21 protein-coding genes and 1 pseudogene are annotated in these 18,588 nt (G+C 57.4%); 2 read left to right on the top strand and 20 right to left on the bottom strand.

Going from position 1 to position 18,588, the window contains the following annotated elements; genetic code table 11:
- Positions 1 to 52 precede the first annotated feature (52 nt).
- Positions 53 to 445, top strand: a complete 393-nt coding sequence (locus tag PY308_RS05670; protein WP_275789119.1) for an Arc family DNA-binding protein — start codon at positions 53 to 55, stop codon at positions 443 to 445.
- Positions 446 to 457: 12 nt separating this feature from the next.
- Here the strand turns inward: PY308_RS05670 and PY308_RS05665 are convergent, their stop codons facing one another.
- The 18 genes from PY308_RS05665 to PY308_RS05580 all read right to left on the bottom strand — a co-directional run bounded on the left by PY308_RS05665 (position 458) and on the right by PY308_RS05580 (position 14,818).
- Complete coding sequence (locus PY308_RS05665; protein ID WP_275789117.1) at positions 458 to 1,417, bottom strand: hypothetical protein; 960 nt, start codon at positions 1,415 to 1,417, stop codon at positions 458 to 460.
- A 4-nt stretch (positions 1,418 to 1,421) separates the two neighbouring features.
- Entirely contained in the window at positions 1,422 to 1,775 is a 354-nt protein-coding gene (locus tag PY308_RS05660) for a phage tail assembly chaperone (RefSeq protein ID WP_275789116.1), read from the bottom strand.
- 9 nt (positions 1,776 to 1,784) lie between these two features.
- Positions 1,785 to 4,133: a D-alanyl-D-alanine carboxypeptidase family protein gene (locus PY308_RS05655; RefSeq protein WP_275789115.1), complete on the bottom strand. Its 2,349-nt coding sequence runs from the start codon at positions 4,131 to 4,133 to the stop codon at positions 1,785 to 1,787.
- On the bottom strand, positions 4,126 to 5,718 hold the full coding sequence (locus tag PY308_RS05650) for a terminase large subunit (RefSeq protein ID WP_275789114.1): 1,593 nt from the start codon (positions 5,716 to 5,718) through the stop codon (positions 4,126 to 4,128). The genes PY308_RS05655 and PY308_RS05650 overlap by 8 nt, the downstream gene beginning before the upstream one ends.
- A complete protein-coding gene (locus PY308_RS05645) occupies positions 5,699 to 6,124 on the bottom strand; it encodes a phage terminase small subunit P27 family (RefSeq protein ID WP_275789113.1) in 426 nt (141 codons plus the stop codon). The genes PY308_RS05650 and PY308_RS05645 overlap by 20 nt, the downstream gene beginning before the upstream one ends.
- Positions 6,121 to 6,426 (bottom strand): phage head closure protein, encoded by a 306-nt coding sequence (locus PY308_RS05640; RefSeq protein WP_275789112.1) that lies wholly within the window; start codon positions 6,424 to 6,426, stop codon positions 6,121 to 6,123. Before PY308_RS05640 ends, PY308_RS05645 begins: the two co-directional genes overlap by 4 nt.
- Positions 6,427 to 6,437: 11 nt before the next feature.
- Positions 6,438 to 6,851 (bottom strand): DUF3168 domain-containing protein, encoded by a 414-nt coding sequence (locus PY308_RS05635; RefSeq protein WP_275789110.1) that lies wholly within the window; start codon positions 6,849 to 6,851, stop codon positions 6,438 to 6,440.
- Positions 6,848 to 7,267 carry an HK97-gp10 family putative phage morphogenesis protein gene (locus tag PY308_RS05630; protein WP_275789109.1) on the bottom strand — a complete coding sequence of 140 codons (420 nt, stop codon included), beginning with the start codon at positions 7,265 to 7,267 and terminating at the stop codon, positions 6,848 to 6,850. The genes PY308_RS05635 and PY308_RS05630 overlap by 4 nt, the downstream gene beginning before the upstream one ends.
- Positions 7,257 to 7,565, bottom strand: coding sequence for a head-tail connector protein (locus PY308_RS05625; RefSeq protein WP_275789107.1), 309 nt, complete (start codon positions 7,563 to 7,565; stop codon positions 7,257 to 7,259). The genes PY308_RS05630 and PY308_RS05625 overlap by 11 nt, the downstream gene beginning before the upstream one ends.
- Positions 7,562 to 8,053 (bottom strand): hypothetical protein, encoded by a 492-nt coding sequence (locus PY308_RS05620; protein ID WP_275789106.1) that lies wholly within the window; start codon positions 8,051 to 8,053, stop codon positions 7,562 to 7,564. Before PY308_RS05620 ends, PY308_RS05625 begins: the two co-directional genes overlap by 4 nt.
- Before the next feature lie 10 nt (positions 8,054 to 8,063).
- On the bottom strand, positions 8,064 to 8,558 hold the full coding sequence (locus PY308_RS05615; protein WP_275789105.1) for a hypothetical protein: 495 nt from the start codon (positions 8,556 to 8,558) through the stop codon (positions 8,064 to 8,066).
- Entirely contained in the window at positions 8,558 to 8,911 is a 354-nt protein-coding gene (locus PY308_RS05610; RefSeq protein WP_275789103.1) for an endonuclease, read from the bottom strand. The genes PY308_RS05615 and PY308_RS05610 overlap by 1 nt, the downstream gene beginning before the upstream one ends.
- A 216-nt stretch (positions 8,912 to 9,127) precedes the next feature.
- Positions 9,128 to 9,514 (bottom strand): hypothetical protein, encoded by a 387-nt coding sequence (locus PY308_RS05605; protein ID WP_275789102.1) that lies wholly within the window; start codon positions 9,512 to 9,514, stop codon positions 9,128 to 9,130.
- Between the two features lie 11 nt (positions 9,515 to 9,525).
- The gene (locus PY308_RS05600; protein WP_275789100.1) at positions 9,526 to 10,707 is read right to left on the bottom strand and encodes a phage major capsid protein; all 1,182 of its coding nucleotides are present in this window, start codon (positions 10,705 to 10,707) and stop codon (positions 9,526 to 9,528) included.
- 1 nt (position 10,708) lies between these two features.
- Positions 10,709 to 11,251: an HK97 family phage prohead protease gene (locus PY308_RS05595; protein ID WP_275789098.1), complete on the bottom strand. Its 543-nt coding sequence runs from the start codon at positions 11,249 to 11,251 to the stop codon at positions 10,709 to 10,711.
- A 2-nt stretch (positions 11,252 to 11,253) separates the two neighbouring features.
- Complete coding sequence (locus PY308_RS05590; RefSeq protein ID WP_275789097.1) at positions 11,254 to 11,643, bottom strand: hypothetical protein; 390 nt, start codon at positions 11,641 to 11,643, stop codon at positions 11,254 to 11,256.
- A complete protein-coding gene (locus PY308_RS05585) occupies positions 11,630 to 12,865 on the bottom strand; it encodes a phage portal protein (RefSeq protein WP_275789095.1) in 1,236 nt (411 codons plus the stop codon). The genes PY308_RS05590 and PY308_RS05585 overlap by 14 nt, the downstream gene beginning before the upstream one ends.
- 459 nt (positions 12,866 to 13,324) lie before the next feature.
- A complete protein-coding gene (locus PY308_RS05580) occupies positions 13,325 to 14,818 on the bottom strand; it encodes a primase-helicase family protein (protein WP_275789093.1) in 1,494 nt (497 codons plus the stop codon).
- Between the two features lie 549 nt (positions 14,819 to 15,367).
- Between PY308_RS05580 and PY308_RS05575 the strand changes: the two genes are divergently transcribed.
- Positions 15,368 to 15,928, top strand: a complete 561-nt coding sequence (locus tag PY308_RS05575; protein WP_275789091.1) for a DUF6538 domain-containing protein — start codon at positions 15,368 to 15,370, stop codon at positions 15,926 to 15,928.
- Positions 15,929 to 16,128: 200 nt separating this feature from the next.
- Here the strand turns inward: PY308_RS05575 and PY308_RS05570 are convergent.
- Positions 16,129 to 17,257: pseudogene (locus PY308_RS05570) on the bottom strand (IS5 family transposase).
- A 510-nt stretch (positions 17,258 to 17,767) separates the two neighbouring features.
- Complete coding sequence (locus PY308_RS05565) at positions 17,768 to 18,574, bottom strand: RHS repeat-associated core domain-containing protein (protein ID WP_275789090.1); 807 nt, start codon at positions 18,572 to 18,574, stop codon at positions 17,768 to 17,770.
- Between the last annotated feature and the right edge of the window lie 14 nt (positions 18,575 to 18,588).

The raw sequence follows: 18,588 nt of genomic DNA, 5'->3' as shown, positions 1-18,588 counted from the left end.
GGACCTAAAATGTCCCTTTCGTCAAGGACATATTTGGTCCATACGTGTACACATGCCCGCGAAACAAACTGATCCTCAATTTAAAATGCGCCTTCCGGCTGACTTGAAAAAGCAGTTAGAGGAAGCGGCGCACAATAACGACAGAACGATATCTGCCGAAATGATCGCGCGATTGAGGCTGTCTTTTGATGCAGCGACGGATTTTGATATTCTGAATGAGATCAAAGCTTTGAGAGATGATTTCGCCCGGTTAAACACAACTGCCTATGTTAATGCGATTGCAAAAGCTGGCAATCATTTAACAAGACATGATAGGCCGCCAACCCCTGACGAAATCGAGCAAGATGCCTTCGATGAGGATCAGCGGAACAAATTGCAAGAAAATATAGGGCCTGAAGATGAAGACATGGCAACACCAATTAAACCTAAAGGCCGTTGGAAGTAAGCAATCTTACGTTCACGCCGCATCCTGAAACCAGCTATCAAAAATCTCGGTAGTTAGCGGCGTCGGTTCCTGCCGTTTTGCCAAGGTGATGAAATAGTAATCGAACAGCGGCGTGTTCATCCTCTTCGGCCACTCACCCTGGCGCATCCGTGTGAACATCTGCAAGCATCGATTGGAGCAGTATATTGCGTTTTTCCGTTCACCGGTGAATGGCGTGGAACATAAAACGCAGGCGCATTCATAGGTTGGCGGGTTTTTGCGCTCGTACGCCCATCTGCAAGCCGAGCTGCAGAATTTTCCCGCGCCGGCATCTTCGCTTTTCTTCGACACATGTGGGCGAAACACCGTGCTACAATGCTCACAACAACGCTCTTCGACAGTGGTCCTTGCGGCGTCCCGGCAGGCTTTGGAACAAAGCCGCTGGTAGCTACGGTCGGAACGGAAAGGTTTTTTGCAATGCTCGCAGTCTCTGGGCTTTGCGCGAAGCCGGCTGATCGCCGCATGACAGGCCTTGTAAACCGGATCGCCCTGGCCTTTGGGTCCTTCCACCCGCTTTGCGATTGCCCGGTTGACACACTCCATTGAACAATAGGCTGACCTTTTCCCGCTGCGTCTAAGGTCTTCCGGAAGCTCAATGAAACACCAGTGACAAACCTCGCGGGGAGCCGTGTATTCAGCCTGACCTTCCCACCAGCCGGGTCGCTTGACGCCAGTTTTCTTGAATGCCGCTGCCAAAAGACCGCGCGCCTCATCGTCGGCCACAGGCCAGCGTTCTCCAGCCAGGCATAACGCTGAGCGGATGCCGGCCTGTATGGAGCCCTCGTGCTCGTAAGGCGTTCGCCGATAGTCACGCACCATATTGACGATATCCGCCACCAGGCGCTTTCGCGGCGCGCCCTTGAACACCTGCGCCAGACTGATTTTCTTCGTCGGCCCGTGGCGGTAATCGTCGTAACCTGACCAGTATCCCATCGTTTCACCCGAACATTGCGTCGAACAGCTCGCCCGTCATCGGCGCGCTGGAACGTGCCGGCAGTCTTTTGATGCCATCCGTCGGCCGCAAGCTCCGTAGGTGCTGAAAATATACGGCGTCCATGGCCCGCAGTGCGGCGATGTGGTCGCTTCGGAGCGGCAGACGGTGGAGGCGCGCATAGGCCTCGATCTCGGAATACCGGATCGGGTTCGCACCGGCCGCGTGCATGTCTCGCCCGCCATTGAGGTCGAGAAACCATTTCCAGATCAGGTCGCCGCCTGCCGGTATCCTCGGCTTGCCGCCCTCGGCAAGGTTGCGGGCCAGCTCGGCCGAGAGTTGCTTGATCAATCGTGTCATCTGTTGTCCCTACCGTCTCCAGGAGTTCTCTTGTGCATAGGAAAGTTTTCGGTTGTTTTCGGTGATGGCCTGGCTGATCAGATGGACCGTGCGTTCCGAGGCGTCGCCCTGCACGATCACGTCGCCGCCGCGAATATTGCGCCGATCGACATAGGAATTTCCGGCAAGGGCGGCCTGCGTGCGATGCGCCGGAATGATCTGCGCGCCTCGAGGCGCGTTGATGATCTCCGGCCCTTCCTCGCCCACCCATGTCGGTCCGCCGCGCCAGTTGTCGGTTCCCTTGGCATTCGTGCCGATACCGCCCATGAAGCTGGAAAAGATGCTGCCGAATATCCCGCCGCCCTGAACGTTGCCGCCGCCGAAGATTTGATTGAGAAGCCCGTCGATCGCCATATCGCCGATGCGTGAGAGCGCGTTTTTCAGGGCGTCGGACGCATCTTCCCCGCGCCGGAGGTCGGAGATAAAGCCGCCGATCACATCCTTCGCCTGCGCGCCGAATTCCTCCGCGCTGGCCTTCAACTCCTCCTGGCTGATCTTCAACCGCTTCGTTGCGTCCTCGGCATTCGCCATTTCGGCGGCAAGCGCTTTCATGGCTTCAACTTGCGTCGGCGACAGGTCGATGCCGGCTTGACGGGCGTCATTGAGCATCTGCTGTTCGTATCGCAGGCGGGCCGCCGCCTTTTCGGTCATGCCGAGCACTTGCCCTTCCAGGCCCTGTTCCGCAATGAACTCCCGCGCCTTGGCGATGATATCGTCATAGGCTTGTCCGCGATCCTCAAGATCCTGTGTCTTGTCAGCCATGACACCGCTGCGCGCGTCGGCGTCCTCGACATGCCAAGGCTCATGTCCCATCGGGAACGATAGGCCGAACTGTCCGGCATTCTTGTGAGCCCACTCCCGGGCATCGGTCGAGCCCCAGCCGAGATCGGCGGCATTGCCCTTGTTGTGTTGGCTGTTGCCGGGAGGCGCCACCCACTTGCGCGCCTCTGCCACCGAGCCGTATTTTTCAAGCGCCTGCTGCCAGAGCTGCTGCTGCCGTTCAACGGATCGGAAGCCGCTATTGATGGTGATCTGTCCTTTGAGGTTTTCCGGCAGGCTTTCAATCATCTTCTCCAGCTTGCTTTCGAACGATGAGGCCAAGCCGTCTACGTGACTGGAAGCTCGGCCGGGAGCCAGATAGTTGCGCAGGTTGGTCTCACCGGTCCTGGTCGAGGACGATGCGCCGGGCGTTGCTGTAGGCGGCAGGCGCCCGCCTTTGGGAACGATCTGGCCCTTCATGTCCTCCGCCTGCTGCAGAAGTCTGCCGCGCAAGCTTTCCTTCGTTCGCCGCATCAACTCGGCTTCGAGATCGGCAATTTCCTTTTTCAGATTGGCGATACCTTCGCCATGCGCGCCATCGACGACAAACCTCGCCATGTCCGAACGCTCGGTTTTCGCCAGGAGGTTCTTTTTGTCCTGCAGCTGCGTTTCGATCGTCGATCGTGACCGCTGATCAACATCGTTCAACAAGTCGAGAAAGAGGCCCAACTGCTCGGCCGCCTGCACGATCGCGCCCTTCAGGTTGGTGCCGACCGTGGTGGCCAGGGTGTGAAACTTCCGATCGACTTCCTCGGCCTGTTTGATCAGCTGCTCGTCCATGACGTTGCCGAACTCGTTGGCCGCCTTGATTTGCGCGCGGATACGCTCAAGGCCGAGATCGAGCAGCTTGACGAACTGTTCGCCACCGGTCCCACCGAACAGTTCGTCGGAAATCCTGATCTGCGCGGCCTTGTCGAACTTTTCCAGCTTGCCGATGATTTCGAGAAAGAGTTTGTCGGGTTCCTTCAGCTTTTCCTTTAGGGTCTCGGCGTTATAGCCCAGCCGACGAAACGCCTCCGCAGCGGAGCCCTGACCGGTCGAAATGAATTCGTCGGCGCGCAGGTTTAATTCCTTCAGACCATCGGTGAGCGCGTCCACGCCGATCCGGTTTTGCTCGGCCACATATTTCAGTTCTTGAAACGCCTTGATGTTGACGCCTGCAATCTTCGCCTGGTCTCCGATCTCGGCCACGCTCTGCGCTACCCTGCCGAGACCGCTGACGATACCGGCAAGGCCGAGCCCGGTCAGCGATCCGACAAAGCCTCCCGCAAACGCCTTTCCAAAGGAACCGATTCTGGTCGATGTCGTCGCCAGCGCCTGGTTGATGCGGTTGGTCGATCGCACCATGTCGGCTTCCATCTGCCGCGTCGCGCGGGAAGAACCGGCATTGAGCTGCTGATAGGTCCGCGTGCCCGTCCGCTCGGCCTTCTGGAAGTTTTTTTCGAAGTCGCGGATCCTCGCTTCGAGGGCCACGACCAGGCGTTCGGTATCGTCAGGCATAGGCCCACTCCTCATAGTTGTCGCTGCATGTCTCGTACCAGGAAACGCCGCTGTCGCCGGCTGCGCAACGCGCTACCGCCATGGCGGCCGCTACCGCGCCGTCGATTTTTTCCCGGCTCTTGCCTTTGTGAAAACTCTTGTTGCCGGCCTTGTCGGTGTCCACGACGATGTTTTCGAAGTTCCAGCGCAGGATGGGGTGGCCACCGTGAATGAAGCGTCGGCCGACAATGGCCCGCTCTAATTCCTTGACGGCCGGCGCCATGGTGACCCAGCCTTGGCGCATCTCGACGGCGGGCAATCCCTCCTCGAGAAGCATATTGAGCGTATTGCGGGCAAGGTGCGGATCGAAGGCGATTTCCCGCACATTGAAGCGCGCGCAGATTTCGCGGATATAATCCTCGACATAGCGAAAATCGACGACATTTCCGGGCGTCGGAATGATGAATTCCTGTTCGGCCCACAACGGATAAGAGACTTTGTCGCGCTCGCCGCGTTCGCGCAGTTTTTCTTCCGGGCAGAAAAACCAAGGATAAACGATGAAGCCGTCTGCACCGTTGCGCCAGGCGGCAACCACACATGTCAGGTCGGTTGTCGAGGACAGATCGACGCCAAGCCAGCATGGTTCGCCCTCCAGCCTCTCAAGATCGACGGGAAAGTTTCCTTCGTCGTAGACCATCATATCGACAAAGGGATCGGCCGAGCCGTCCAGCCACATGTTGAGATTGAGTTGTTGGAATGCCGAGCGATCGGCCGGGATCTCGGCCGCTTCCCGCGCCAGCTGGCGCAAGCCGTCGATATCGGGATAACCGTAAGCAAGACCGGGATTGGCGGCATACCAGACGGCCTCATCCTGCCAGTCGGCATCACGCGGCGTTTCGAACAGCACTGGTAGCCAGGTTGGATCGATGACTTCGCCACGCGCGACTTTGCGGGCATAGTCGTAGAATTCGAATGCTAGGTTTTCCTGCCCCCGTCCAGCCGTACTGATCACCATCATCAAAGAGTTCGGGACTTTGGCGAGCCCGCTTTTGATGGCTTCCCAAAGGTCGCGCTTGGGCCAGGCGTGCAATTCATCGACCAAAGCGAAGACCGGCGTGTGACCGTGAGCGGTTCGCGCATCCGCTGAGATCGCCTCGAAGAAGGAACCCTTCTTCGGATTTTCGATACGGTTCTTAGAATCTGTGAGCCGAAGTTTTTTATCGAAGCGAGCCTCCGCTTCAATGATCGAATAGGCCTCAGCATAGGCAATACGGGCCTGCGACCGGTCGGCCGCCGCAACCATGCACTCGCCATACGGAATGCTTTCCGGGCCGATAGTGTGCAACAGCGCCAGGGCAGCGCCGAGTGAGGTTTTTCGATTGCCGCGTGGGAGCAGCATCGCGACGGTGCGGATGATACGCCGGCCGTCCGGATGGCGCGGGCCATAGATGGCACGTACAATGCGTTCCTGCCACGGCGAAAGATCGAATGCGAGTTTGGGACGGGTCGATTTTGGATGCTTCAACATCCGCAAAAAGTTTACCGCCCTCTGGCCGTAGCCAAAGGGGTCGTCGATAGGACTATCGTCAAATATCCATGAGGTCATCAAACAATGTCCTTTGATCAGGCGCGTGATCGTTCGATCTCATCTTCGGCCGCGATCGCGACGCCGGCGTGAGGCCGAGTTCCGCAGACAGGCGAAGCACCGCCGATTGCGCCTTTCCCAGCATGCTGGACGCCGGATTGACCTTGAGAATGCCCTTGCCGCCGTCGATCAGAGGGCCATGCTTGTCGAGCGCCTCCTGTGCCTTGCGCGAGTTCCAGAGCGCCATGACATAGGCGTCGATCGTGCCGCCCATCGCGTCGGTCAACATCTGCCGGCCGCGTAGGTCCTCGCAAACCGTCAGCCACTCCTGATGCATGTCGGCCGGGATATGAGCCGGGACCGGGGATACCTCGGTCTTCCCGCCCTCTATGACCTTCAGTTCTGCTTTTCGCCCTTGGGTGCTCATTCCGTCACCCATGCGGTTGTGCGCAGCTCAAGTCCCTTGCGGCGCCTGATTTCGGTGACCTGCCGGATATTGTGCAAAAGACCATCGAACTGGACGCGGTCGGCGTTGGTGACGCCATCGATATACCGGGTCCGGAAGATCGCGACGGTTTCGTCACCTTCGCCACTGGCGCGGATGTACTCCTGCGCGCTGGCTTCGATAATCTCCGCGCGCACGGTCGCCAAATCGCTCCAGACGAATGACGGCGTACCGGCCGCATCGACGCTCTCGGCAGATCGTTGTACGGTTATTGTGCGATCCATGCGTCCGGCTCTCATGCGACCTCCTGAACGATCGTTTCGATGGTCACCACGCCATGGCTGGTTTCGCCATCTGGATCGCGCAAAAACCGCTGCGAGGAAATCCGGCAGTCCGCGCAGTGGAACGACGCGCCGAGATTGAGCCGACCGGTCCGGATTGCAGTGCGCAGCGCCCATGCAATGGCCTTTGCGCCAGTCGTCGAGGTCTCACGTTTCCAGATGTGGAGTGTCGAATAGACGTGGTGCCGGTCGCGGGCCGTAGAGGCACCATCATCGAGCGTCTGGTCCTCTCCCAGGATAATGGATGGATCGGGCGCAGGCCGTGCGTTGCGGTCGAGAATGTGATCGGCCGGCACAAGCGCCAGAACCGAAGGGGTCGAGGTGAAGCGGGTTCGCAACGCGATCTGTACGGCGACTTCAACGCTCATCGTTTTCCCCATTGATCGCGCACGGCCTTGCCGATCGCGCGCTTGATCCGGTTCGCGGCGCGCTTCCGGTTGAGACGAAACCCAGGCCAGAAGAAAGGTTGGGCCGGCGCCTTCTTTGATCCGTATTCGACCAGGTGCGGATATCGCACCGTGTGGTTCCCCACGGTGACCAAGGCTTCGAGTTCCCCCGCAACGCGGCTCCCTCCCGGTTGCGAATAATCAGGTGTTGATTGACCGGGTGCCGTGACTTCTATGCTGTCTTTCAGGGCTCCGGTGTCCTCCGGTGCAAGCGAGCGCATGACGGTGGCCGTCTCCTCGGCCGACTTTATCAGCGCCGGCTGGACAGCTTCGCGAACCGCAAGCGGAATTGCCCGCATGCGCTTTTGAAAACGGGAAAGGCCGCCATCATTCGACATCGAAACTCCAGTTCCGGTAATCCCGGATGATATCGTCAAGACCGCTCGGCAGGGCTTGAGAGGATATGCCGATCAGCACCGCCTCCCGGTTTTCGTACCAGTGCGCCACCAACTGCAGGATCGCTTCCTGAAGATCGGCCGGGACATCGCTGTCGCCATACTTGACGGCCATGTCGAAGCCTAGGCGGCGGTTGATAAAGCTCTCGGCCGCCGCGATCTTGCGCCCGATCAATACATCGTCCTGATCGTCGAGGATGTTCAGCTGGGCTTTGGCGCGGGGAATATCGATGATGGTCACGGAATTTCCTCTATGACGCGGACAAGGTTGGATCGCAGGATGAGGGAGAAGGTCAGGCCAAGCGATGCGTTCGCCTCATCCATTCCGTCTTCCATTCCCACGACCAGAGCCAGGAACAACCGGGTGCCGCCGCTCGACAAATCAATGCGGAAGGGGAAGGGATTGACTGATCCCTCAGCCGCGATCATCGCCAGCTGACCGGGATCGGTCTCGTTCAAGGCTATGGCGATCTGTAGGGTTTTCGCAGGCCGCACCATCTTCTCGACGATGGAAACGGCAGGTTCGTTCGGACGCCCGCCCATCGGATGATCGAACTCATCCGTCCGCCAATTCCCTCCAATACGACCAAGGCTAACCATCCCCCCGACGACGGTCCACGGTTCGTCGGTAAAGGCATCCTCATCGAGCATCCAGTCGTCGGTCATGAAGACCGAGGGGAAGCGCTCCGTGCCTATCGAGAACCGTGAACCTGCCGTGGTGAAATGCATCCTGGTGGCCTCAGCTTGCCGACGCTGCGACGCGAACGATGTTGCTGTTGACTGCGATGATGAAGTTTGTTTTGCGAACGCTGTTGGCGCCCTCGTAGACTTCCTGTTGGCTCATTACCTTGCCGATGAAAAAGCGAACACTGTTCTTCGGTGCGCTTCCTGCTGCCGGCTTGTCGTTGAGTTCGACCTTGAAGGCGTAATCGAACGGCGTGCGCTCAGCGGCAATCATGTTGATTTGACCGGGATCGGCAGCATCCTGGGCGCAAACGATTTCCATGTTTCCGGCAGACCGCGTTCCTTTCAGTGTTTTGTCGCGGGCCTGGTCAATCAGTTCGATCGGTACCGCTCGCGACGTATCGCCCAGCTGACCCATGCTTTCCATGGAGGTGATTTCCTCGAAATCGTCCAAGATTGCCGAGAAATCGGCGGCTACGAAATCTGTATTTTTTGCCGCGAGGACAGGCCCGATGTAGAGCTTGCTGCCGGCTGTTGTGTGGATAGGCATTAGAGTTTCCTTTCCTGCCGCTCCTGTGCGGCGTCGATTGCGTTGCAACGCTGGCACCCTGGTCGCCAGTTGGATTTCACCATGCGAAGATCCGGCCGGGCGCGGATGCTCTTGACGTGCATGACGACGCAAGCCCTCGCTCCGCATCGGCACAGTTCGTTTTCCGGCAGGGCAAGAAAGGCACTCGCCTCCCGCGCCCATTCCTTGTCGTAACCGCGCTTGGCGGCGGCGGGACGCTTCTCGTCGAAGCGGGCCTTGCGCTCCCTCGCCATGCGTTTGACCGTCGCGCAACGCTCGCCCGGCGGGTGAGCCTTGCCGCAGTAACCGCAGACCGAGGGAGCGCGAACCGGCATTGTCAGGCCACCTTTGGCTTAAGGTAGGCCATCACAGCGGTCAGTTCGACGAGATGTGCAGTCGCATTCACCGTCTGACCAGTTTCAGCCGCAGCTGCGCAGATAGCTAGCGCGCGACGGGATGCCTCTTCATAAGACACGCCCTCATGCTCACCTCGATTAGGTGGACGCTTCACCGCCCGTTTCGACCAGGTTTCGTGCCGCAACATCCCCATGTCAGGCCACCGGCTTGTCGGCAGCATTGCCCTTGATGGCGATGACGCTGGCGAAGATCGATGTGCCGCCGCCCTTGGTCAGGATCGGCCGCAGGTAGCGCTTGAAGCCGCGATAGCCGACCTTGGCCGTGTCGCCTGCCGTCAGGTTGCCGGCGATCGGCGCTTGGTAGTGAACTGCGGCCACGTCATCGAAGTCACCGCCAAGCGTGGTGTCCGACTCCTGCAGTTTGAAGGTGAAGGCGCCGGCGCCGGTGATGGCGCCGGTTGCGATGATGAACGCGACGCTGTCGAAGCCGAGAAGGTCAACGAGTGCGCCCGTTGTCGATGCGGCGATGTCGGCAGGGGCGATGCACTGCACAACGCCGATATTGTGAACGATGTCACGCATGTGAGGTCTCCTTACGAGGTTGCCATTTTGAGTTTGCGAGCGGCTTCTGCCAGCGTCGGGCCACCACCGACGCGGCGACGGGCGTGGAAGCGAACCATGCCCTTCGTTGCCTGGGTGTAGGGGTCGCGCAGGATCGACATGCCGATGCGATCATAGATCCGGTAGACCTTGGCGAATTCGCCAAACCAGATCGGATAGGCACCGTTTGTGATATCCGGCATGCTCGGGTCTTCGATAATCGGACGGCCAAGCAGCGTCGAAGGCTGGCCCTGCTGGTAAGACGGCTGCCAGAGGAAGTTCCCCTGTCCATCCTTCAGGGTCATGATGACGCCGAGCGTGGTATTGTTCATGAGCCAGGAGGCATTGCTCCGATACTGAGCCGGAAGCGAATACATCAAGGCAACGAGCTTGTCGGCGCTGAGGTTTGTCGCATGGCCGTTGACGACTTCCGTCACGCCGGCCGTGCGCTGGATACCGAGCGGCTTCTTCGCACCGTCGCCATTCGAAAAGGCCGAACCTTCCTTGAGAGCGAACTCCTGGGAAAGCTCGGTTGCCACTTCGCTGTCGATGTTGATGGCCGAGTCTTCGAGAAGACGAAGGCTGACATCGATGTAGCAGGCCAGTTCGTGCATCGGGATTTCGAGCTGACCGTAAGTCATGGTGGTTTCGGGACGATCCTCATCCTCGCCCACCCACTGCGCCGTTGGGCGGCCGGTGAGCTTCGGCAGGATCACGGAACCGGCGCTTGTGGAGCCGACGCGAACCGCCTGCCGGATCGGGGAAATCTCGACAATGCCCTTGATGACTTCCGTCTGAAATTCAGCCGGTGCGAGATAGCCGCCTTTCGTGTCGTCACCGACGATCAGGGCGCGGACTTCATCGGCCGGCATCCGATCATTGCCAAGGCGCAGGAAGCTGGAAAAGGCACGACGCTCCAGCGTGATTTCGCCCGGCGGGGTCACGCCGTTGCCGCCGGGACGGTTCATCCGGGTTTCAAGGTCAGTGACCTGGCTGCGCAACTCGGCAATGGTTGCGTCGGCGCGGGTCTGATGTTCGGTGAAGCCGCTGCGCAGTTCTTCGACCGCTGCCGTGGCTGCGGCCAGCGGATCGGTATCGTCCGGGTCGGCCCGTGTTTCGAGCGGCCATCCTGCCATCAGGCTCGACGCCGCGCATGCAAGTGCAATCTTGGTCATGTCATTTCCCTTTCGCGATGAGAGCGCATTTTGCCTTCCGGCATGCTTCGATGAAGGCCGCTGCGCTCTCGGCAGAGCGGCCGTAACTGCGAACCGAGGTGATCCGGGCGCTTCCCGCCGATGGCATGCCCACAAGCGAAATTTCGCGGACATCCATGGCGGTAAGGATGCGAATGCCATCAGCGCTGCGGCGGCCAACCGGCGCGCGAAACCCGATCGACAGACCATTGAGAGCGCCGGCCTTCAGGAGATCGTAGGCCTCCCGTCCGCGCGGCGTCGAAACGACAAGCTGCCCCCGGACAAACAGGCCTTTATCGTCCTCACGGATTTCGGTCCACACGCCGATAATGGCGTTCGTGTCATGCGACCACAGCATGACGGGACGGGTGCCGGCGGCACGGTGATCCGAAAGAGACTTCTGGAATGCGCCGCGCTGGACGATTTCGTTGTGGCCGTTGCGTTCGCCCCAGACCACGGCATAGCCGGAAAACTCGCCGGCTTCGTTCGGCGATTCGAAACGCAGGGCAAGGTCGAGGTGATCCATCGTCACGCCTCCGGCCGGAAGTTGGCACGGTCGCCGGCGAAGGCATCGACCTGCGCCTGTATCCAGGTGCCGGCCCGGAAAACGCGCAGAATGTTCTTCTGCCCGAAGGGCAGCTGCTCGCCGCCCTGCTTGACGTCCCAGCGCAACACGCATTTCGCAAGGCTGTTGAGCCGCGCCGCCTCACGCTGTTCGCCCGAAACCCGACCGCTCTCGTCGGCCGCGTCGGCCAGTTCGTCCATCATTTCGACGCGGGCGCGGCGCTGGGTGTCGCTGTCGGGACCGACGATCCAGAATTTCATGTCGGTCTGTTCGCCGGTCCATGGGTTGACGATCGTCAGTTCCCGGCCGCGATCCTGATCGGTCACATTCGCCAGCACGTCATTCAGGTCCATTGTCCGGCTCCTCGGTCTTGTCGTCGATCGGCGGGCCGCCGTTATGGCCCACGCCCGGCGCGTCGGTGTTGATATGTGGATTGCTGAAGGCCTCGCCGCCGGCATAGGGCGCAAGGTCCAGCCAGGCGCGGCCCTCGTTCGGATTGATGACCTTGGCGCTGATCAGGCTGGAAATTGCCGTGGCGCGGGCCGTCAGATCGGCGCGCGTCAGGTCGTCGCGATCGAACATGATGCGGTAGCGCAAACGGTCCTCACGCGACAGAAGCGCTCGGGTGAGAGCGCTTTCGAGCGCCCGTAGCCACGGCTCAAGCGTGTAGGTCAGGAACTCGAAACCCATCTGTTCGGAGTTCGACCAAGTCGCGCGGTCCAGCTCGAACAGCATCGACGGCGGGACGCGGAAGGCGCGGGCAATTTCGAGGATCTGGAAAGTACGCAATTCGAGGAACTGGCTATCCACGCTGTTGAGCGACATCTGCTTGAACGTGATGCCTTCGTACAGGAGCGGCGTTTTGCCGGCGTTGGCGGAGCCTTGATGAGCTGCCTTCCAAGAGCTCATGATATGCTTCGCAGCTTCAGGGCTAAGTTTGTTCGGTGCTTCAAGTACACCCCCAGGGCGAGCTCCGTTCCGAAAGAGATTGCCGGCGTGCCGTTCCATTTCCTTCGCGAGGCCAATTGCCTCGGCCGCGAGGGTGAGCGGCGACTTGTCGAACGGCCCGCGAACATGGATCACATTGCGGTTGTCGATGACGCGACCGTCGAGGCGGTAGGTCGGCTCACCGGTCTGCGGATCGTAGGTGACCGACATGGCAGAGGGCATGTAGCGGATGACTTCGCGGATGTCCCCGCCGATGCGATTGACCCAGGCGAGACCGCCCCAGTCACGTGTCAGGGCGTCGGCCGCAAGATCGCGGATCAGTTCGAAACCGCTGGTCCAGCTGTTCGCATCGCCGCGCAGGAGGATGCCGACAGGATGATTTTTATCCTCGGTTTCCGTGCCATCCTCGGCCCGTTCCATGATCCGAATGTCGAGGGTCGCGGCGGCCTCCGAAATCACGCGCACCGCAGCGGCGACCGCTGGCACCCGGAGTGCCGATCCACCGGAGATCGCAGGCGCTCCGGCCGCGCTCCCGGTCCACAAAGCCTCCATCACAGCATCAGGCGCCGACAGCGAGGCGTCGCGTTGTTCGATCGGAGCGGAGCGGGAAAAAGGCCAAATATTCATCCCGATTTTATGCCGGAAAAAATGATCGGCGGGAATTTGGCAACTTACGACAAAGCGTAAGTTTCGAGTTATGCCATTGTAATTAGAAGAAAAAAATTAACTAATTGAAAAAATTATAGAGCGTTGGACCCCCCGCCGGTCCCCGGTAGAGGTGGAAAGTCCAAGACCACCCCCTGCCGGCCTGGTCGCGCCCCATCTGCCCCATCTCAAATTAATGAATTAAGCGAGATGGGGCGCGATTTTATTAAATCTTTTCAATCAAATGCCCCATCTGCCCCATCTGCCCCATCTATTTTCAAAGTCAGTAAGATTTATCTTTCATTGTCTCAGGTCGATTACGCGCGTACGTGGTCACGCCTGATAGATGGGGCAGATGGGGCAGATGGGGCACAACGTTGATTTCGTTTATGGTTTTTGCGCCCCATCTGGCGAATGCGCCCCATCTTAGATGGGGCATTCTTATTCGTTCCAGTTATAAACCTGACCAAGGACACCTTCAAAGCGTGACCTACAGTCCTCCAACGATGGGAACTCGTAGACCCACACTCTTGTCGTCGCACCACCTTCATCGGTTTCCACAACCCGTTTCTTCCTCGCTATACCCGGCAGCAGCTTCATTATCTTAGAACCGAACGTGACCTCTTGCGCTTTGCGCTTAATGCCAACTTCTTCGCTGGAACGAATGTAATCATCCCTCAATGCCTCAGTCGTGACATATTCCGGCCATCCGCTATGTTTTTTTGTTGGCGCACCCGACCGTAAGCGCTCAAGCACCCACGCCTCTATTGGATCAAGTGATCGTATTTTTTGATCTAGCAACGCACCGTTTTTTGGAATGTCGCGCAGGTTGAGACCGGATAGGTCGAAACTGAGAAGGTCATGAAGGAGAGTTTCATATCCGCCGTTACGTAGCTCATCATCCATCTGGCGAAAGTAGGCGTGATTATTTGCGCAAGTCGGCAGCACGTCGAACACTGCAAAACGGCGTTCGTCTTTTCCGGCAGGAATAACCCAGTCTTCATTCGACGTTTGGATAACGCGCACGTAATTAGGGAGCCTGATTGGATCAATGCCTTTAGATTCAATCATCTGCGTCTTGCTAGTAATCAATCCTTTCAGGCGGCCTTCAGCCGTTTTATCGCCGGCCCACACGGCCTCTTCGGCCTGCAACAGCAGGCACGCAGCCATATGGTGGTTAAACTGTCCGGTGATGTAGCGTGGATCATCTACTTGAAAGTAGTGTCCTCCAAGTAACTCACCTATAATTTCACCGATTTTTGATTTACCCACGCCCATAGAACCTCGAAATACCAGTGAAGTGCCTGGTTTTTCCCTCGGCTCTTGAAAGATCTGCGCAAACCATCCGAATATCCATCGGAACAGCCCATTGTCGCCATTGCAGACATTGGACAGAAGGTGGTCTTTAAAGAGGGTGTAAGTCCCTCCTTTCTTCCGGTCGAAAGCAAATCCCTGCCACAGGTTGAGATAACCTCCAGTGCCGCCAGATCCGGCCGGATCAGGGTGAAACTCCAGGCCGTCATATTGTCGCCTGGCAGGATGCCCCAACCATGCCGTTGCCCACGTAATTTCTTTCTCCTTTCCATCTGGGCCTCGAACGGTCTTGTAGCGGTTCTGGAAAAGAGTTTTGAACGCATCTACGCGGACAAATCTTAAACGATCTTCCACTGGCGCATCAAAGCGCTCTCGAACGATCATTGCAGATCCTCCACTAAGAACGACTGCAAATTCCTCGTTCATCGTATTGACATCGAACTCATCGCCATCGGCACTCCAACTAGCACCGGGTTCAAATCGGCGTGAGCCATTTACGGTGAGGCCCCGCAATTGACATGCGTATTCGAAAGCCAAATCGTCCAGCGCCAGACGTGACGCTTCAGCTTTAGCCATCATATCGAAGACTTCAGTAGGTATTTCCCCAGTGGCCTTGCTCATACGAAAGGCCCGGGGTTCGAACCCCTTCCGGTTACGAACAGCACCTCATGACACGTCAGTGAATACTTGTCTCGGAGGGCGAGCAGGCTTGGACCCATTTTACCAGCCTCATTGTTGGCCGCCCTTGATGCCCGCCACCACATGCCTGCAATGCATAGTCTGCGATCCCGCTCTTTAACCTTCACACAGTAAGGTCGTGGATCGGAAATCCGTCGCCAAATCTCTCTATGTTCAAACGACAGATTATCAAAATAATGCGGGGTTTCATTTTGCAAAACCCCTCTAACTATTTGATATGGTTTAGCCATGTTTAGCCCTATTTTGACAAAACATGCAGCAATAACATCAGGTCTCTAGGGACTCTGACTCCGTTAGTCCTGGTTCGAATCCAGGTTCCCCAGCCAATTCTCCCTAAAAGCCCTTAATTCCTTGATTTTCCAGTCGTGCCGGATATCGTTTTGGCATCATTGGCGACCTGATGCCCAAGGGTGATGCCCATGCGCTTAGCGCGTCGCGGCAGATACCTCAGGCGAAGACAGGGTATTCGTCATGGCCGTGCGCCACGAGGTCGAGAATCTGATCCGCCGCGGAAATATCTTCTATTGGCGGGCACGCGTCCCCGCCGCCTTTGTCCACTGTCGGCCAGGCAGCCGACTTTCACTGAGCCTTCATTGTTCAGACCATAGAAGGGCTCAGATCATTGGCCGCAAACTCAACACGCGGCTGGCCGAATTGAAGATGCATTCGAAGGACATGATGGCGACCAGGCAGCAGCTACAATCTTTGTTCGAACACGAGCGGGACAAGGAACTCGAAAGGCTCGACGACATCAGCACGATGGCCAAACGCAATGGATGCGGTGGCGATGTCGTCGAGATGGAACTCGATCTCGAGGTTGGCTGGGCCTGTCAGCTTCTGACGAAGTTCGGGACCCACGTGGCTTTCCCTGGAGGACGGATGCGCTGGCCTCGCCTACCTCATGAAAAGCGGCTTACCGATCTCGCATGTCGATGCTATCCGGGCAAACTATCGGGTAGAGTTGACCACGGCACGCAGCGCCGGATTCGAAGACGGCATTCAAAGACCGATCTTTCATTTCGAAATCGATGACAAGGCGACCAACCGCGAACGAGCGACGTCGAAGATGTTCGAAGGCCGCGCAGCAAAACGGACACCTCTATTTACCGGCTTCCGTTGATTTGATGGGTGTGTAGAGCCGCCTTCCGGGTGAACCTGGCGAGGAATGCTGTTGTTTTTGATTGTGATTGCCGCCGTGGCGGCGTGCATTCCGGCCGTTGGGCCACCGTGCGTCACGCGGCCTGCGTTTTTCCGGTCAGCCAGACATAGCGAAGCATGTTGTAGGCGATATTGGCCATGCCGATCTTCACCTTGGCCCTGCTGATGCCAATGGTTCGGATGAAGAGCTTCATCTTGTCCTTCTGCCGGGCGAAGACATGCTTGACGGCGGAGCGGACTTTCGAGCGGCGGCCATTGGCCCGCGACATCGCTTCCGGCATGGGTTTGCCCTTTGGCTTCCTCTGGTGGATGTCAGACTTCAGGCCGTTGTCCTGCAGCCATCCCTCATTGGTCTTCGAGCGATAGGCGCTGTCGGCCCAGACCGTCGATGCCGTATTGTCCTTGGAGACGACATTCCTGAGCTGAGCACCGTCATGGGCGCTCGCACTCGTCACCGTCCATCCGCGGATGAAGCCGTGCGCCCGGTCGATGCCCGCATGGTTCTTGTAGCCGAACGTCGGAATGGCGATGTCGTGCTGCCGGGTCGCTGTTGATGTCGGCGTTTCTGTCGGTTGCTTCGCCTTGGAATACTTCACCGTCCAACGCGCGTCGCGATCCTTCTGCGCGAGCTTGGCGGGCTTGTCCTTCCACTCCGGCGGGATTTCTCCAGCCTTGATCGCCGCCTTCTCGTCCTGATTATTGTGCTGTTTGGGAGCCTGAATGATCGTCGCGTCAATGATCTGTCCGCCCTTGGCCAAGTAGCCGGACCGCGACAAATTCTTATCGAAACGGGCAAAGAGGTTGTCGATGGCACCGGCCCGAACCAGGCTTTTGCGGAACGGCAAGATCGTCTTGGCATCCGGCACCTTCTGCGACAGGGACAAACCAAGAAACCGCACTTTCGGCGATGCGCGCTTCGCCTGTCGGGTAAGATATGAACGAAAGGCGGTCCTGGATCACGAACTCTGCCTGATCGTCTGAGAGATTACACAGCGCCTGCAGCACCAGAACCTTGAACATCATGACCTCCGGGAACGGCGGTCGTCCCCCTTTCGATCCGTCCGACCGCTTCAGCGCTTTGGCCAACGGCTTCTCGAACACAGCCCACGGGACAATGGCGTTGAGCTTCTCCAAAGGGTCCCCGACGGCGCTCAGCCGCTCGTAACGCTCTTCCAAACTCCAAAATCCAAGCTGTCCACGCATCATCCGCTCCGCCAAATCACACAAGCCGGATTGAATCACGATTTGCCGAAAAGGGGGGAGGTTTTTAGAGATGTCCAATCGGATTGCGAGATTAGGCCCCTCTGCTATGATCTATGCCGATTAGTATTAGCTCTCAGCGCAAATGAAGATCCTTGCAGTCATCACGAACTCTCAGAATAAATCTTATAACACTCATTAAATTTGTTATATTATCGTCATAAAATAAAAATACGTGTCCAAATTTGTCTTTTATCTCAATATATTTGCTGTTCTTTTGTTGCGGAGCCGTCACGTTTTCTATTGTTTTATATTCTATGCGATTTAATCCGTCTTGCGTAACTAATATACAAAATTCATTAAATACGCATATTGTAGAGCCGGAGTCGGATCTGTAAGCTCCAATGAAATCATTGGCGTCAAAATCAAACCCAACTGAAGTAGGATCTGAGAAATAGCCATCGAGTTTAGATAGAATTCGATGAGTACGCGATCGGACGTTCACAGTTGCTCCTAATCTAGCGGGATGCTATACGACTGTATAGTGGTTCCTAGTCTGCCGGGCATTGTATCGGATATTGTTCTAACTGCAAATCCTCTCATGACTCTGTCTACTACAGGGTTTGCGATGCTTGCCTCGACATTAAGAGAATTAGCTCCATTTGCTCGAGCAACTGATTTGAGATTCGAGAATATTTCTTTCGGTGAACTCGCAATTCGCCCTTGAACAAAGTCAACTCGCACAGTCATAACTCCGTCTTTTATTCTCACCGATCCTTTTAGAGAATCAATTTCTCCCTTAATACCAAGATCTTCTGCTTTTAAGGCGCGCGATATTTCTTTGCTGGAGACTTCTGGCTCTTTTTGTTTTTCGTTCTCTTCATCTTCTGGGCCACCCGCTGGAGCACCACCGACAGCGGCAGTTTGGCCGCCGCCATTGTTTACTTGAGTATCAGGCTTCATCTCTCCATTAGCCATAGGAGTTGCGGTAACCAGGACAACGCCGCCTGCGATTATTCCTACAGTGGCTGCTCCACCAAACCCAATTGCTGCACCTAATCTAGATAGAGCACTCCCTATAGTTCCCCAAAATCCACCAGTGGCTGTAGCCGCCTGGTGCCCATTCGGATCGCTGTTGTTGACCGGATCATTGCCGGCATACGCGTAACGGTTGGTACCGACACCCGGCAGTGTTGGATCCATCGTATCTGGCTGGATGAACCGTGCATTCGCCGCTGAGCCGAAGGATACGGACAGTATGCTGCAGATTAAAAGCAGGCTGAGAATACGGGTCAGAAACCCATTGGAAAAGCATTTCATGAACAAGTCCCCAA

It is taken from the genome of Pararhizobium gei (assembly GCF_029223885.1).
Taxonomy (GTDB): Bacteria; Pseudomonadota; Alphaproteobacteria; order Rhizobiales; family Rhizobiaceae; genus Pararhizobium; species Pararhizobium gei.
Note: the sequence above shows the minus strand (reverse complement) of the source record. Positions and strands in the feature narration are given on the sequence as shown.